Source organism: Rhizobium sp. YAF28, from assembly GCF_052113285.1.
Classification (GTDB): Bacteria; Pseudomonadota; Alphaproteobacteria; order Rhizobiales; family Rhizobiaceae; genus Rhizobium.
On the sequence record NZ_JBFRCX010000020.1, the window covers coordinates 17,304 to 32,323 of the forward strand.

Consider the following 15,020-nt stretch of genomic DNA (forward strand, 5'->3'; position numbering starts at 1 on the left):
TCAGTGTCCCGCCATCTTCCCCGGGTTGAAGATCCCCGACGGATCGAACTTTTCTTTCACGCGGCGCGAAAGCAGTGCCACTGCCTCTTCCTCGGGATGGAAGGCTGACGTCGCCGCTCTTGCCTGAGCCGAGGCGCGGATGAGCGTCGCATGGCCGCCACCGAGCGCCTTGATGAAGCGGCGGACCAGATCAGCTTCCGGATCGGCTTCCATGCGCATCCAGACTAGACCACCCTGCCAATCGTAGAAAGCATCGACACCGGCTTCCAGCCGCAGGGCCGCAACAAGCTGATGGCCAATGCCCGGTGCGACGGAAGCACGCCAGACATGTCGGGCGGTGCCATCGGCATAGGGCGCCACATCGCGGACTTCCTGCCAGAGCTGGCGGCTGGAGGCCCGATCCAGGCTCGCGACCTGCCCGAAGGGCGCCATCGCCGACAGAAGCTTTGCCACGCGCGATTCCACCGAGCCGGGTAGGCCTTCGATGCGCAGCACCGTCGCCTCGCCCTCGGGCAGGTTGCCGCCGAGAAATTTCCAGGTCACCGTCAAAGGCAGGTGAGCAGCACCCGAGGCCTCCACCGGCAAAGCCATGGCCGCTGCCATAGCATTTGCGGCCTCGGCATCGTTGAGACCGGAGATGACGACAGTCTCCTCCGTCTTCGCACGCGGCGGCACACGGAAAGTCACCTCGGTCAGGAAGCCGAGCGTGCCATGCGAGCCGGCGAGCAGCTTGACCAGATCGAGGCCCGTGACATTCTTCATCACGCGGCCACCTGCCTTGATGATCTCGCCTTTGCCGTTGACGAAGCGGATGCCGAGCAGGCTGTCACGAGCAGCCCCCGCCACGAAGCGGCGCGGGCCGGAGACATTGGCGGCAAAGACGCCGCCGATCGTCGGTTCGCCCGAGGTGCCCATCACGGCGCGATGATCCATGGGTTCGAAAGCCAGCATCTGGTTGTTTTCGGCAAGGGCCGCCTCGACTTCGGCGATTGGTGTACCCGCCTTTGCTGTCATCACCATCTCACCGGGATTGTAGGAGACGATGCCGGACAGGCCAGTCGAGCGCAGGCGATCCTCCGCGTCGACCGCATTACCGAAACCAGAACGCGTATCGCCGCCGCTGATGGCGAGCGCACGACCCTCTTGCGCATGCGCGCGGATGATCGCTGCGGCTTCTTCTTCGCTTACAGGCACCAGATCGATCATGCGGCAGGACGCCCCTCGAGCGGGAAGACCTTGGAAGGGTTCAGCAGCCATTGCGGATCGAAGGCGGCGCGCGCCGCCATCTGCTGGGCAAGATCGGCCTCGGAATATTGATGACGCATCAGATCGCGTTTCTCGATGCCGACGCCGTGCTCGCCGGTCAGGCAGCCGCCGGAATCGACGCAGAGCTTCAGGATATCGTTGCCGGCCGCTTCCGCCTTGGCGGCATCCTCGGGGTCATTGGCATTGAAGAGAATCAACGGGTGCATGTTGCCGTCGCCGGCATGGAAGACATTGGCGACGCGCAGGCCGTAACCGGCGACGATCTCGGACGTCCGCTGCAGCACATGCGAAAGCTGGCTCAGCGGCACGGTACCATCCATGCAGATGTAATCGGCAATGCGGCCGGTGGCGCCGAAGGCGGACTTGCGCCCTTTCCAGATCAGCGCCGCCTCGGTTGCCGACTGGCATTCGCGCACCGTCTTGACGCCATGTTTGCGGGCGATGTCGACGATGCTTTTCAGCATGTCGTCCATTTCCGCTTCCGATCCCTCGACCTCGACGATCAGGAGCGCGCCGACATCAAGCGGGTAGCCGGCATGGGCGAAGGCCTCGCAAATCTCGATCGCCGGCTTGTCCATGAATTCGATGGCAACGGGAATGATGCCGGCGGCGATGACGTCGGCGACACAGCGGCCTGCCTCCTCGGAGCTTTCGAAGCCGAAAAGCACCGGCCGGGCGCCTTCCGGCTTGGCGATCAGGCGTACCGTCGCTTCGGTGACGATACCGAGCTGGCCCTCATGACCGCAGACGAGGCCGAGCAGATCGTAGCCCGCCGCATCCAGAGCCTTGCCGCCGAGCTCGATCACCGTGCCGTCGGTCAACACCATCTTGACGCCGAGCAGGTTGTTGGTCGTGACACCATATTTCAGACAGTGCGCACCACCGGAATTCATGCCGATATTGCCGCCGATTGTGCAGGCCAGCTGCGAGCTCGGGTCGGGCGCATAGAAGAAACCGTCCGCCGAGACGGCTTCGGAAATGTTGAGATTGGTGACCCCGGCCTGAACCACGGCGCAGCGATTGGCGAAGTCGATCTCCAGGATGCGGTTCATCTTCGACAGGCCGAGCACGACGGCATCTTCCTGCGGGATGGCGCCGCCCGAAAGCGAGGTGCCGGCCCCACGAGGGACGACCGGAATGCCGTAGCGATGACAGTATTTCATGATGGCTGCCACCTCCGCGGTCGAGCGCGGCAAGGCAACGGCGAGCGGCAGGCGGCGGTAGGAGACGAATGCATCAGTCTCGAAGGGCACGAGTTCGCGCGCTTCGTGGATCAGGCATTCCGGCGGCAGGAGATCGACGAGATCGGCAACGATTTCCTTGCGGCGCGCAAGAACGTCGGAGCGCGGAGCGAGGAACGAAATGGCGTCGGACATGGCGTTCTCCCTCGGCCAACATGACGGAAACCGGTGACAAATCCTCCTTGTAACCGGTTCTTTCGGCTTAGCACTTTCCCGAAACCGGCGCAAATGTTAAGCACTTATGCCAAAAGGGAAAAAGTTATAAAAGCTTATGACCAATCTGGGTGATCTCGAAATCTTTGCCAAGGTCGTTTCAACCGGCAGCATGTCGCTCGCCGGCCGCGCGCTCGGCTTTTCCCCTGCCGTCGTCTCCAAGCGCATCAAGCGGCTGGAGGACCGGCTCGGCACGCGGCTCCTGCAGCGCACGACAAGGCAGATTTCGCTCACCGAATCCGGCCAGGGTTTTTACGATCGCGTTCTCGGCATCCTGGCAGGGCTCGAGGAGGCGGAATTCTATATTTCCGGGCGTTCGGCGCAGATGCACGGCACGCTGAAGATCTCGGCGCCTACCTCCTTCGGCCGCATGCATATCGCCCCGCATCTCAAGGCTTTCATGGAGGCGCATCCGGAGCTGGCGATCAATCTGGTGCTGACCGACGAGTTCAGCGATATCGTCGGCGGCGGCTTCGATCTCGCCATCCGGATCGCGGAACTCACCGATTCCAGCCTTGTCGCCCGCCGGCTGGCGCCTGTGCGTCGGTTGCTCTGCGCCTCGCCCGATTATGTTGCTGCCAATGGCATGCCCAAATATATCGAAGAGTTGAAGCAGCACCGCTGTCTGCCGGCCCATAACAATGATGTCTGGCGGCTGGACGGGCCGGATGGGGCCTTCAGCCTGCGGCCCGAAGGCATGCTGATCACCAATTCCAGTGAGGTGATCCGCGAAACAGTCATTGCCGGCCTCGGCATTGCGCTGCGTTCCACCTGGGACATCGGCGAAGAGCTGAAGAACGGCAAGCTCGTGCAGGTGCTGCCGGCCTACGAGGGTTCGCACAACGTTACGCTCTCGGCGGTCTACCCAAGCCGGCAGTTTCTGCCGGCCAAGGTTCGGTTGTTCATCGATTTTCTGGCCGAGCTCTACGGCCCTGTTCCCTACTGGGAGCGCTGAGCTCGGGCGAGCAGGCGACTAATCCGCCAGCTGCTCGATGACGAGATCGAGCAGCGCCCGAAGCCGCGCCAGCCGTTTCATATCGCGGTGATAGCCGACCCAGGTATCGCGGCCGGGCGGCGCTTCGCCGAGATCGACGGGCTCGATGGCTGGAATGGCATCGCCGAGCGGGCACGGCAGGACGGCAAGGCCGGCGCCGTTGGCGCAGAGGGTCGCCTGCACATCTCTGTTATTGCTGCGCATGGCGATATCAGCCTTCGGCAGCAGACGCTTCAGCCAGCCGACATCGGGCATGCCGCCGAAGGCCTCATCCATGGTGACGAGACGGGCGCCGGCCCCATCACCGGCCTCGGGATGTGGCAGGCCGCGGCGGATATAGAGGCGGTAATCGATATGCAGCAGCTTGCGGGATATGACCTCCGTCTCGGTGAATGGGGCGATGCGGAAGACGATATCGGCCTCGCGGCGCGCGAGGCTCATGAGGCGGCTGTCGGTCAGGAGTTCGATGACGACTTTCGGATAGGCGGCCGAGAACTCCGCCAAGACCGGTGAAAGCACATGCGCGCCGAACCAGTCGGACGAGGACAGGCGCAGCAGGCCGTCGAGCTGCTTGTTCTGGCCGGCAAGCTCGCGCTCCAGGCCGAGCGCTTCCTCTTCGATACGTTCTGCATGGGCAAAGACGGTCGTACCCTCATCCGTCAGGATGAAGCCATCGGCGGTACGCTGAAAGAGCGTCTGGCCGAACGAGACTTCGAGTGCACGCAGCCGCCGGCCCATGGTCGGCTGCGTCAGGCCGAGGCTGCGGGCGGCAGCACCCAGCGTTCCGAGCCGCGCGATGGCGAGAAAGAGTTTGAGATCGCTCCATTCCAAGGGTTTAGCCTCAAACAAAAATGCATGACCTACATGCGTTATCTTTGATTTTCATTCAGAATTCAACGCGGCATTCTGCGTCCAACAGATCAAGGAGAAGTTCCATGAGCAGCATGAAAGCAGCGCTTGTCGAAGCGCAGAATGCCGAATTCACCATTGCCGATATTGCAAAGCCCGTCGCGGAAGGCGGTCAGATTCTCGTGCGCATCAAGGCCACTGCGCTCAATCCGCTGGATACGAAGATCCGGGCCGGCGAGGCCGCCCATGCACGCCATCCCCTGCCCGCCATTCTCGGCATCGACATGGCAGGGATCGTCGAGGCGGTTGGCCCTGGCGTGACCAGTTTTCGCGTCGGTGACGAAATCTATGGCATGACGGGTGGCGTCGGCGGGTTGCAGGGATCGCTGGCGGAATTTGCCGCCGTCGATGCCGATCTCATTGCGCTGAAGCCGCGCAATCTCACCCTGCGCCAGGCGGCCGCCCTGCCGTTGATCGCCATCACCGCCTGGGAAGGTCTGGAAGAACGCACTCAGGTGAAGGCCGGGCAGAAGGTGCTGGTCATCGGTGGTGGTGGCGGCGTCGGCCATATCGCTGTGCAGATGGCAGTCGCTGCCGGTGCCGAGGTCTATGCCGTCGATAGCAGTTCGAAGGCCGCATACATCCTCAGTATTGGTGCAACGCCGATCGACTATACGAAGGAGACGACCGAAGATTTTGTCGCCCGATATACCGACGGGAAAGGATTCGACATCGTCTACGATACGATCGGCGGAAGGGGCCTCGATGATGCCTTCCAGGCCGTCGCCAAGTTCGGCCATGTTGTCAGCAGCCTCGGCTGGGGCACGCATTCGCTGGCGCCGCTTTCCTTCAAGGGCGCCAGCTATTCCGGCGTCTTCACGCTGGCACCGCTGCTGACCGGCGAAGACCGCGCCCACCATGGCGAAATCCTCAAGCAGGTCGCACAGCGTGTCGAAGCCGGAATGCTGATGCCAAATCTCGATCCGCGGCAGTTTTCGCTCGCAGACGTGGGAGAAGCCTATCGGCTGCTCGAAAGCCGTCAGGCCGAAGGCAAGGTCGTCGTGGAAATCTGACGCTCTGTCTGTTCGTTTCCCGCAATTGCGGACGCAAAACCGCTACGCACTTTCACTGGAATTGCTTTCTTGCTTACGCAATTCCACACGCAAAACCGCTACACACTTTTGCTGAACTGCTTTAGCGCGCCAGATCAAGATAGGCGCTCGCGACCATTGCGTCGATATCCGCGGGCACCGGCACGATGCAGGATTCGGCGCCGACACTGCGCTTTGCGACCCGCTCCAGGCAGCGGGCCTGCAGGGTGAAGCCGAGGTCCATGGATTCGACAGAGTTGCCGAGCGGGCGTGGGCCGGCGAGATTGGCCATATGACCGCCGCCGAGCACGTGGAAGGACCGACCGTCCTTCAGGTGGAAGGTCTCGATAAAATCGGCCTCGTACCGATCGATATCAACGACATCGGGATGGCTGCGGAAGGCTGCGACATCGATCTCATGCGGGAAATGCCCCCCGTTCATGAGGATCGCACCGTCCTTGATCAGCGGCAGATCGGTGACAGTGACAATGCCGGGAAAACCCGTGACAGTGGCGATCACGTCCGCCGAGCGGATCGCCTGTTCGCGGAGCGGCGTGATGAAGCCGTCGAGATGCGCCTCCAGGCTGGTAACAGGATCGATATCGACGACGCTTACCGTCGAGAAGGCGTTGCGGAAGGCGGCGGCCGTGCCCTTGCCACAGGCGCCGTAACCGAAGACGGTCACACGCTTGCCATTGGTGGAGCGGTTGGTGAAGCGCATGTAGCTTTCGAACAGGCTCTGGCCGACGGCATGCCTGTTTTCGGCAAACTGCTTGATCGGGCTGTCATTGATGACGAGGATCGGCATTGCCAGCTTGTCGCGCATCGGCAGCAGGCGGGTCCGGCCGGAGGTCGTTTCTTCCGTGCCGCCGAGCAGATTGGCATAGGGCTTGTCGGCTGCGATCGCGAAGAGATCACCACCATTGTCCAGCAAGAGATCGGGCTTTTCAGCAACGACGGCTTCAAGGTTCCGGTGATGGGCGACGGGATCAGTCGTCTGGGTTGCGAAGACAGTGATGCCCCGCGCGCGCAGGAATTCCACGGTTGCCGGCTGTGTACTGTTCAGGTTGCCGGTGCAGATCAGGCGTGCTCCACCGGCCCGCAGAGTCATCAGCAGAGCGACCGTCTTCGGTTCCAGATGGATGCCGGTGCCGATCGAAAGACCGGCAAACGGGCGCGTCTTTTCGAATTCCGCAGCCGTTGCCTTCAGCAGGCGGCAGCTATTGCCGATCCAGTCTATGCGTGTCGCAGGTTTTTCCATCTCATGCCCTTTCGTTCCCCTCTGTTCTAGCGAGGCAAAGATAGGGCGGGCATGGAGATATTTCTGATGAAAGGGCAGAAAAACTGCCCTTTCAGGACGCGCCGCCCGAGCGCAGCAGCCAGTTGCGGAGCGCCGCGAAGGCTGGCCGTTTCGCATCTGATGTCCGGCAGCAGAGGCTGTAGCCAGCCGGCCGGCGGATGAAGCCATAAGGGGCGGCCAGAATGCCGCGGGCGAGATCGTCCTCGATCGAAGCCTTCGGCGCCAGCGCAATGCCGAGGCCCGCGCGGGCAGCGCCCACTGCCAGAAGAAGATCCTCAAATTCCCGAAGACGGGAAAAGGAAACAGGGGGCGTACCGCTTTCTGCAAACCATTCTGTCCAGAGTTTTGGCGCGCTGCGACTGACAAGGATGTTTACTTCCGCCAAGGCCGCGGTATCGCCTGCAAGTCTGCCGGCTATTGCGGGCGCTGCAACCGGGCCGAATTCATCCTCCATGAAGCGTGTCTCGGTGATACCGGCAGAAGATCTGATCTCGCCGCCCATGATCACGGCATCGAAATCCGGATGTTGTGACAAGGGCTCGACTACCGTCATCGGCACGATATCGACCTCGATATCGCCAAGGCTTGCCTGCATGTCGGCCGCTCGCGGCATCAGCCACCAGATGGCGAAAGCCGACGGCACGCCAAGGCGGATGCGCTGCCTGGCCGCCTCTTCGAATTCATCGGCGGCGCGTTTCAATATGGTCAGGGCAGCACCGGCGGCCTCGGCAAAGGCGCTTGCCTTCTCGGTCGGAACCAACTTGCGGCCGTCACGCACGAAGAGCTTGCTGCCGAGGTGATCTTCGAGCGTCGATATCTGCTGGCGCACGGCGCCGCGCACCACGCCCAGCTCTTCGGCCGCCTTCAAAATGCTGCCGTGACGACAGACAGCTTCAAAGGCGCGGATCGCGTTGAGGGGTGGGAGTCGCATGGTTACCACACTGCAGAAAATCACGGTGGATCAGAAGATCTCGCCATTGAATGAAAAACAAGGTCGGGCCATATTGTACAGCTGTGCAAGACGACGCATTCGAGACAGGAAATGGCGGAATTTCCGAACCTGCCTGGCCTCGATTTTTCCTATGTACAGTGGATAAAATAGTTTTTCGGTCCGTTTTGCACGTATGGATCGCGCAAGCTTTTCATATCATACTAATATAACAACGACTCAGCTTAACGATCGTAAAGGTGACCCGACAATTGACCCTTCTTGCCCGCCTGGCTTCTGATGTGCAACTCATGTTTCGGCGTCCGCCGCGACAGCAGTATGCTGCGCTCTGTTATCGGGTCAAAAAGAAGACGGGTGAGCTTGAGGTTCTGCTGATGACCAGCCGCGATACCGGGCGGTGGGTGATCCCCAAGGGCTGGCCGATGAACCGCAAATGTGCCTATGAAGTTGCGGCGCAGGAAGCCCTGGAAGAGGCTGGCGTACGCGGCACGGTGGAAACCGAAACGCTCGGCGACTATACCTACGCCAAGGTTTTGCGCGACGGCATGAAGGTGACCTGCAAGGTTCAGGTCTATGCCCTCGAAGTAACTGGTGTGGCGAAGAATTTCAAAGAAAAGGGCGAGCGAACCGTCGAGTGGGTTTCCTGCGACGAAGCGGTCAAGCGCGTCCAGGAAGCCGAACTGCGTAACCTGTTCCTCGCCTTTAAACGGCGCATGGCTGAAAAGCTTTCCAGCGGCATTCCGAAGCAAATTCCGGCTGAATAAGTCTTGCCATCTTGTGCCGCTAGAAAAGGCGGCGCAAAAGCAGGATTTAGCCAGGAAACAGAATGCCGCAACGCAACACCATCCTTACGAAACGCACGCTTGATAAGGATCTCGACAAGGTCACCCATGTCGAGGATGCGGCCAAATATGTCTCGCGACGGCTGGTGGCGCCCGGGCTTGGCTTGATCTTTCTCGGCCTGGCGATGCTTTTTGCCGGCGTCTATGTGTTCGACAGGCCCGGCGCGGTGCTGGTGATTGCGGCTGCAGCACTTGCCGCCTACATGGCGATGAATATCGGCGCCAACGACGTGACCAACAATGTGGGCGCAGCGGTTGGTGCACGCGCCATCACCATGAAACAGGCACTCATCATCGCCGCGATCTTCGAGGTGCTGGGCGCGACGATTGCCGGTGGCGAGGTCGTCAAGACGATTTCGTCCAGTATCGTCGATACGGTTCAGGTCCCGCCGGCAACACTCGGCTGGATCATGATGGCGGCGCTCACGGCTGCCGCACTCTGGATCAACCTCGCCACCTGGATGAATGCGCCGGTTTCGACGACGCATGCGATCGTCGGCGCTGTGATCGGTGCCGGCGTGGGAGCGGTCGGATTCGAGCCGGTCAATTGGCGGGTCATGCTGGAAATCACCGCGAGCTGGATAACCTCGCCGTTGATCGGCGGGCTGGTCGCCGCGGGGCTCCTCTATCTGGTCAAGACCCTCATCGTCTATCGCGAGGACAAGATCGCCGCCGCCAGGCAATGGGTTCCCATCATGATCGCCGTGATGGCCGGCGGTTTCATGGCCTATATGGTGCTGCAGCTCGCACCGCGGGGTCGGTACTCATCGCTGACGATCCTCCTGATCGGCATCGGGATCGGTCTCGTCAGCTGGCTCGTGGTGCGGCCGGTCATCCTGCGGCAGGCAGAGAACCTCGAAAACCGCAACAGCTCGCTTCGCACACTGTTCCACTTTCCGCTGATCGGCTCGGCCGCCCTGCTCTCTTTCGCACATGGCGCAAACGATGTCTCCAATGCGGTCGGTCCGCTTTCGGCGATCGTTCACTCTGCCGGTATTGCCGACAACGGCATGATCGGCCACCCGCCGCTCTGGGTGATGCTGATCGGCGCCTTTGGAATCTCGGTCGGCCTTCTGCTTTTCGGGCCGCGCCTTATCCGGCTCGTCGGTGAGGAGATCACCAAGCTCAATCCGACCCGCGCCTATTGTGTAGCGCTCTCGACCGCCTTCACGGTCATCGTCGCCTCCTGGCTCGGCCTGCCGGTCAGCACCACCCATATCGCCGTCGGCTCGGTGTTCGGCGTCGGCTTTTTCCGCGAGTGGTACACGCGCAATTCGAAGCGCCGTATCGAATTCATACGCCGCAAGACTGAAAGCTTCGAGATCGACGAGCCGGAGCCGAACGTTCATGAAGCCCGACGGCGTTATCTGGTTCGCCGGTCGCATTTCATGACGATCGTCGGGGCGTGGGTCATTACAGTGCCGGTCTCGGCCGCGCTTGCGGCGGTGATTTATTGGGCTATGTTCGCGCTCTTCATGTGAGTCAGGGTCTTAAGATGCGCGCCAATTTCCGCATGCAGCGGCTTTTCATCAATGCTCCCTTGTCAACAGGTGCCGCCGTCGAGGCCAATTCGGAGCAGTTCAACTATCTCGCCAATGTCCTGCGTATGGACGAGGGTGCGGAAATTCTGCTCTTCAACGGCCGCGACGGCGAATGGAAGGCGAGCCTCACCTTCCCCACCCGCAAGCGCATCCTGCTCACGGCGACGGAAGAGACGAGGCCGCAGCCTGCCCCATCCGACCTGCACTATCTCTTTGCGCCGCTGAAGGTCGGCCGCATGGATTATCTGGTGCAGAAGGCGGTGGAAATGGGCGCCGGCTTTTTGCAGCCGGTCATGACTCAGCATGTGCAAGGCAAGATCACCAATCTCGACAAGATCCGCGCCAATGTCATCGAAGCGGCGGAACAGTGCGGCATCCTCGGCATTCCCGATGTGGCCGAGCCCGTGCGGCTTGCCGATCTGCTCGACCGCTGGCCTGCGGACCGGCGCATCATCTATTGCGATGAGGGCGACGCGGGGCAGAACCCGCTGCCGCTGCTTTCCAAAGTGACCGAACGGAAGATTGCGCTGCTGGTCGGCCCTGAAGGCGGCTTTTCGGAGGAGGAACGAACGCGCCTGCACAGCCTCGATTTCGTGACCGCTATCCCCCTCGGGCCGCGCATCCTGCGCGCCGACACGGCAGCGGTCGCAGCTATGGCCGTGATACAGGCTGCCATCGGCGACTGGAATTAACTGCCGAAGGCCGATTGAAAGGAAAGTGCTGCTATTTTTTTGATGACCTGTTGAAACAATTTCACTTGCAACTTAGCTGGCTTGGGCACTAATCACCCTTCCAATTGCCCCGGCCCCGGCGCCTTCCCGAATACAGGTACTTTCATGGCTCGCGACACCACCGACCAGACGCCGATCTCTTCGGTTCAGGAGCTGACCGACTATCTTGCCGCCGGCAATAAGCCGAAGGACCGGTTCCGCATCGGCACGGAACATGAGAAGTTCGTGTTCTTCCGCAAAGACAACAGCCCGGTTCCCTATTTCGGCGAAGCCAGCATTTCGGCGCTGCTGAAGGGCCTGCAGGCCAAGAGCGGCTGGGAGCCGATCACGGACGGCGACAATATCATCGGTCTTGGCGAGCAGAGCGGCATGGGTGCCATCTCGATCGAGCCCGGCGGCCAGTTCGAGCTCTCGGGCGCACCGCTTGAAAACATTCACCAGACCTGCAAGGAATCCAACCAGCATCTGGCGCAAGTGCGCGAGATCGCAGAGCCCATGGGCATCGGTTTCCTCGGCATCGGCGGCAGCCCGAAATGGACCTATGCGGAAACCCCGCATATGCCGAAGTCGCGCTACGAAATCATGACCAGCTACATGCCTGAGGTCGGCACCCGTGGTCTCGACATGATGTATCGCACCTGTACGATCCAGGTGAACCTCGATTTCTCCTCGGAAGACGATATGCGCCGCAAGATGCGCGTCTCGATGAAGCTGCAGTCGCTGGCGACCGCGCTCTTCGCCTCCTCTCCTTTCACCGAAGGCAAGCCGAACGGCATGCTCTCCTGGCGCGGCGATGTCTGGCGCGACGTCGACAACAGGCGCAGCGGGCTCCTGGACTTCACCTTCCGCGACGATTTCGGCTTCAAGGACTATGCCGAATGGGCGCTCGACGTACCCATGTATTTCGTCATGCGCGACGGGCACTATCACAGGGCGACCCACGTCACATTCCGCCAGTTCATGAACGGCGCGCTGAAAGGCGAGATCGCCGCCTATGAGCCGACGATGGGCGACTGGACGAATCATCTTTCGACGCTCTTCCCAGATGTGCGCCTGAAGCGCTTCCTGGAAATGCGCGGCGCGGATGGCGGGCCGTGGCGGCGCATCTGTGCCCTGCCGGCCTTCTGGGTCGGCCTGCTCTATGATGACGCCGCTCTCCAAGCCGCCGACGAACTGACCAAGGACTGGGGTTTTGCAGAAGTGAATACGCTGCGCAACGCGGTGCCGGAAGAAGGTCTCAAGGCCGAGTTCCGCGGACATGCGCTGATCGACACGGCGCGCGAGGTCGTCAATATTTCCCGCGCCGGCCTGAAAGCACGCAACAGGCTGAATGGCGACGGCGTCGACGAGAGCATCTTCCTGGCACCACTCGACGAGGTTCTGGCCAAGAAGGCGACGCTCGCAGAGGATCTGCTGGCGCTCTATCACGGCCGCTGGAACGGCTCGGTCGAGCCGGTCTTCCAGGAATATCAATACTAAGAGGCAAGCCGCCCCTTCCAAAAAGCCGTTTGCGCAATCCCATTTCGAGCTATAGTGGCGCGAATATGCGCCGCTATTCCGGGAAAGGGACTTTCATGCTGCCACTCTTCGACATGATGATGCAGGCGCAGAACGGGGCGGCGATGGACGCCGTTGCCAAGCAGTTCAACCTCGCGCAGGAACAGGCAACAAAGGCGATGGCCGCACTGACGCCGGCCTTTTCCGCCGGCCTCAAGCGCAGCACCAGCAACCCTTATGATTTCGTCGGCCTTATGCAGGCCGTGGCGTCGGGCAATTATGCCAAATATTTCGAGGACATGAACAGGGCCTTTACCCCTGAAGGCATTTCCGACGGCAACAATATCCTCGCCCAGCTTTTCGGCTCCAAAGAGGTCTCGCGCGCCATTGCCGCGCAGGCGGCGCAGATGACCGGCATCGGCCAGGAAATCTACAAGCAGATGCTGCCGGTCATGGCGGGCACGCTGATGGGCGGGTTGTTTAAGCAATCGATGGGGCAGATGGCGACACCGGTCAATCCCTTCGTCAATACCGCCATGGGCGAGACGATCCAGCAATGGCTTGAGAGCACCGGTTTTGCGCCGAAGCCGAAGGCAGCACCCGAGCCCAGCATTTTCGATAATCCGTTCACACAGGCCATGCAGCTGATGTTCAGCGTGCCGAAACCGGAAGCGGCGCCGCAGCCTGCCAATCCTTTCCTCGACAACCCCTTTGCCAAGGCATTCCAGGAAATGATGGCCGGTTTCCAGCAACCGACAGCGAAGGCTCCGGAGCCGCCGAAGGAAGAACCGAAAGCCGGCGACAGCTATACTGAGATGCTGAACGCCATGTTCGACAGCGGTCTCGAAGTGCAGAAAAGCTATCAGAAGAACCTTGAAGCCATCTTCGAGGCCTATCGGCCCAAATCCGCGCCCTCCCCCGAAGATCCCGCTCCCACCGCCAAGAAATAAAAAAACCCGGAGATGGCTTGGGAAAGCCGATCACCGGGTTAAGCAGCAGGGCTATTGGCTATCACCCTGCGGGGAAACGCGTGCGTTCAGTCCCTGTAGGGGCGCATGACCGCAATACGCCAGCGGCGCTTGGCCGCCTGCGTCAGATGCTCCGACGGATCTTCAAAGAAGGTCGAAGCGAGGAAAGCGGAGGTGACATCTGCCCGCGTCAGGCCGATATCCCGCAACTGGTTATCATCGAGATCGTGCAGCCCATTCACCTGCGAGCGATTGCGCACAATGCGAAGGGCGGTTGCCAGCGGCGCAAGGCCAGCCATAAGACGCTGCATGAACGTCGGGGCGAGCTTGCCGCAGTCGAGTTCTAGTGTCTGTTCATGAGTGCGCATCGAACTCTCCTTTCTTCGGGGCGCAGAACAGCCCACCCCGCCTGCGAGGTCGTGCAGGAAGGGCAAAGCTGGTCACAGGTTGGACAGGCAGGGTGTCTGTCCTTCACTTTGCTTGATTTGCATCCCGAAGATGCCAAAGACCTATTGATCAGTCCAACGAATGTTTCTAATGATTAGCATCAGAGATCTTTATGGATGGATGAGATCATGTCGGCGCCTCTTGATATCGACCAGTTGCAGACCTTCATCGCAATTGTGGACTCCGGCAGTTTCACCAAGGCGGCCGACAAGGTCTACAAGACACAGTCCGCCGTTTCCATGCAGATGCGGCGCCTGGAAGAACGCATCGGCAAGCAGCTCTTCATCAAGGACGGTCGCGGCAACCGGCTGACGGTCGAGGGCGAAAAGCTGCTCAATTATGCGCGCCGCATCATACGCCTGAACAATGAGGCAATCGCCGCCTTCGACGACAACAGGCTGGAAGGCACGCTGCGTATCGGCACGCCTGATGATTATGCAGACCGCTACATGCCGGAGATTATTGGCCGCTTTGCCAAGACACATCCGAATGTCGAGCTCTATATCGTCTGCGAACCTTCGGTCGACCTTGCCGAACGCATGCACAAGGGCGAGCTCGATATCGCGCTTGTCACCCACAATCCGCGCGAGCGCATTTCGGATGTGGTGCGGACGGAACCGCTCTGCTGGGTGAGCTCGGCCAACCATCCGATCCGCGACGATGCGCCGGTCCCGCTTGCCGTCGGCCGGCGCGACTGCCAGTGGCGCCAGCTCGCCTGCTCGGCGCTCGATGCCGTCGGGCGTGAATATCAGGTTCTGTTCACCAGCTGGTCCTGCACCGTGGTCGCCTCCGCAGTGCTCGCCGGCATGGCAGTCTCGGTCATGCCGGAATCAGCACTCCGGACAGGCATGAAGGTCTTGAGCCAGGCAGACGGCTTCCCGGCACTGCCGCCGGTGCAGATCGGCATCATGAAGCGGCCCGGCGTTTCGCTGTCGCTGATGAACGCGATTACGGCACATATTACCGCCTGCCTCGACAATATCACGCCGACCGTCATCGAAGATGGGCTGGAGCAGGATGGGAAGACAGGCTACGCCCGTCACTATCCGCGGCTCAAGGCGGCGGCGAGCATGATGCCGAGCTGGTAGGTC

General features: G+C 61.1%; 14 protein-coding genes. 8 read left to right on the plus strand and 6 right to left on the minus strand.

What is annotated here, in order from left to right; translation table 11 throughout:
* Positions 1 to 1,206 (minus strand): FAD-binding protein, encoded by a 1,206-nt coding sequence (locus AB4Z13_RS30800; RefSeq protein ID WP_439014165.1) that lies wholly within the window; start codon positions 1,204 to 1,206, stop codon positions 1 to 3.
* Positions 1,203 to 2,642 carry an FAD-linked oxidase C-terminal domain-containing protein gene (locus AB4Z13_RS30805; protein WP_442207630.1) on the minus strand — a complete coding sequence of 480 codons (1,440 nt, stop codon included), beginning with the start codon at positions 2,640 to 2,642 and terminating at the stop codon, positions 1,203 to 1,205. Before AB4Z13_RS30805 ends, AB4Z13_RS30800 begins: the two co-directional genes overlap by 4 nt.
* Before the next feature lie 136 nt (positions 2,643 to 2,778).
* On the opposite strand from AB4Z13_RS30805, the gene AB4Z13_RS30810 reads away from it, so the two are divergent.
* Positions 2,779 to 3,675: a LysR family transcriptional regulator gene (locus tag AB4Z13_RS30810; RefSeq protein WP_439014163.1), complete on the plus strand. Its 897-nt coding sequence runs from the start codon at positions 2,779 to 2,781 to the stop codon at positions 3,673 to 3,675.
* Positions 3,676 to 3,693: 18 nt separating this feature from the next.
* Here AB4Z13_RS30810 and AB4Z13_RS30815 read toward each other — a convergent pair whose 3' ends face one another.
* Positions 3,694 to 4,545, minus strand: a complete 852-nt coding sequence (locus AB4Z13_RS30815) for a LysR family transcriptional regulator (protein WP_439014162.1) — start codon at positions 4,543 to 4,545, stop codon at positions 3,694 to 3,696.
* A gap of 104 nt (positions 4,546 to 4,649) precedes the next feature.
* Between AB4Z13_RS30815 and AB4Z13_RS30820 the strand changes: the two genes are divergently transcribed.
* Positions 4,650 to 5,636, plus strand: a complete 987-nt coding sequence (locus tag AB4Z13_RS30820; protein WP_439014161.1) for a zinc-dependent alcohol dehydrogenase family protein — start codon at positions 4,650 to 4,652, stop codon at positions 5,634 to 5,636.
* A 121-nt stretch (positions 5,637 to 5,757) separates the two neighbouring features.
* Here AB4Z13_RS30820 and AB4Z13_RS30825 read toward each other — a convergent pair whose 3' ends face one another.
* A complete protein-coding gene (locus AB4Z13_RS30825; protein WP_439014160.1) occupies positions 5,758 to 6,915 on the minus strand; it encodes an adenosylhomocysteinase in 1,158 nt (385 codons plus the stop codon).
* Between the two features lie 91 nt (positions 6,916 to 7,006).
* Entirely contained in the window at positions 7,007 to 7,885 is an 879-nt protein-coding gene (locus tag AB4Z13_RS30830; protein WP_439014159.1) for a LysR substrate-binding domain-containing protein, read from the minus strand.
* 269 nt (positions 7,886 to 8,154) lie between these two features.
* Between AB4Z13_RS30830 and AB4Z13_RS30835 the strand changes: the two genes are divergently transcribed.
* The 5 genes from AB4Z13_RS30835 (at position 8,155) to AB4Z13_RS30855 (ending at position 13,464) form a co-directional block, all read left to right on the plus strand.
* Positions 8,155 to 8,667 carry an NUDIX hydrolase gene (locus AB4Z13_RS30835; protein WP_439014158.1) on the plus strand — a complete coding sequence of 171 codons (513 nt, stop codon included), beginning with the start codon at positions 8,155 to 8,157 and terminating at the stop codon, positions 8,665 to 8,667.
* A gap of 62 nt (positions 8,668 to 8,729) precedes the next feature.
* Positions 8,730 to 10,226 carry an inorganic phosphate transporter gene (locus AB4Z13_RS30840; RefSeq protein WP_439014157.1) on the plus strand — a complete coding sequence of 499 codons (1,497 nt, stop codon included), beginning with the start codon at positions 8,730 to 8,732 and terminating at the stop codon, positions 10,224 to 10,226.
* Positions 10,227 to 10,240: 14 nt separating this feature from the next.
* Positions 10,241 to 10,978: a 16S rRNA (uracil(1498)-N(3))-methyltransferase gene (locus AB4Z13_RS30845; protein ID WP_439014156.1), complete on the plus strand. Its 738-nt coding sequence runs from the start codon at positions 10,241 to 10,243 to the stop codon at positions 10,976 to 10,978.
* Between the two features lie 144 nt (positions 10,979 to 11,122).
* Complete coding sequence (locus AB4Z13_RS30850) at positions 11,123 to 12,496, plus strand: glutamate--cysteine ligase (RefSeq protein ID WP_439014155.1); 1,374 nt, start codon at positions 11,123 to 11,125, stop codon at positions 12,494 to 12,496.
* A gap of 95 nt (positions 12,497 to 12,591) precedes the next feature.
* Positions 12,592 to 13,464, plus strand: coding sequence for a DUF937 domain-containing protein (locus AB4Z13_RS30855; RefSeq protein ID WP_439014154.1), 873 nt, complete (start codon positions 12,592 to 12,594; stop codon positions 13,462 to 13,464).
* An 86-nt stretch (positions 13,465 to 13,550) separates the two neighbouring features.
* On the opposite strand, the gene AB4Z13_RS30860 is transcribed toward AB4Z13_RS30855, so the two are convergent.
* Entirely contained in the window at positions 13,551 to 13,850 is a 300-nt protein-coding gene (locus AB4Z13_RS30860) for a DUF1127 domain-containing protein (protein ID WP_439014153.1), read from the minus strand.
* Positions 13,851 to 14,057: 207 nt separating this feature from the next.
* Between AB4Z13_RS30860 and AB4Z13_RS30865 the strand changes: the two genes are divergently transcribed.
* Positions 14,058 to 15,017 (plus strand): LysR substrate-binding domain-containing protein, encoded by a 960-nt coding sequence (locus tag AB4Z13_RS30865; protein WP_113325684.1) that lies wholly within the window; start codon positions 14,058 to 14,060, stop codon positions 15,015 to 15,017.
* Positions 15,018 to 15,020: the final 3 nt, after the last annotated feature.

What these genes read in the sequence shown, in the direction of transcription:
- AB4Z13_RS30800 (WP_439014165.1), bottom strand. Translation starts at nt 1,206, where the DNA reads ATGATCGATCTGGTGCCTGTAAGCGAAGAAGAAGCCGCAGCGATCATC.
- AB4Z13_RS30805 (WP_442207630.1), bottom strand. Translation starts at nt 2,642, where the DNA reads ATGTCCGACGCCATTTCGTTCCTCGCTCCGCGCTCCGACGTTCTTGCG.
- AB4Z13_RS30810 (WP_439014163.1), top strand. Translation starts at nt 2,779, where the DNA reads ATGACCAATCTGGGTGATCTCGAAATCTTTGCCAAGGTCGTTTCAACC.
- AB4Z13_RS30820 (WP_439014161.1), top strand. Translation starts at nt 4,650, where the DNA reads ATGAGCAGCATGAAAGCAGCGCTTGTCGAAGCGCAGAATGCCGAATTC.
- AB4Z13_RS30825 (WP_439014160.1), bottom strand. Translation starts at nt 6,915, where the DNA reads ATGGAAAAACCTGCGACACGCATAGACTGGATCGGCAATAGCTGCCGC.
- AB4Z13_RS30830 (WP_439014159.1), bottom strand. Translation starts at nt 7,885, where the DNA reads ATGCGACTCCCACCCCTCAACGCGATCCGCGCCTTTGAAGCTGTCTGT.
- AB4Z13_RS30840 (WP_439014157.1), top strand. Translation starts at nt 8,730, where the DNA reads ATGCCGCAACGCAACACCATCCTTACGAAACGCACGCTTGATAAGGAT.
- AB4Z13_RS30845 (WP_439014156.1), top strand. Translation starts at nt 10,241, where the DNA reads ATGCGCGCCAATTTCCGCATGCAGCGGCTTTTCATCAATGCTCCCTTG.
- AB4Z13_RS30850 (WP_439014155.1), top strand. Translation starts at nt 11,123, where the DNA reads ATGGCTCGCGACACCACCGACCAGACGCCGATCTCTTCGGTTCAGGAG.
- AB4Z13_RS30855 (WP_439014154.1), top strand. Translation starts at nt 12,592, where the DNA reads ATGCTGCCACTCTTCGACATGATGATGCAGGCGCAGAACGGGGCGGCG.
- AB4Z13_RS30860 (WP_439014153.1), bottom strand. Translation starts at nt 13,850, where the DNA reads ATGCGCACTCATGAACAGACACTAGAACTCGACTGCGGCAAGCTCGCC.
- AB4Z13_RS30865 (WP_113325684.1), top strand. Translation starts at nt 14,058, where the DNA reads ATGTCGGCGCCTCTTGATATCGACCAGTTGCAGACCTTCATCGCAATT.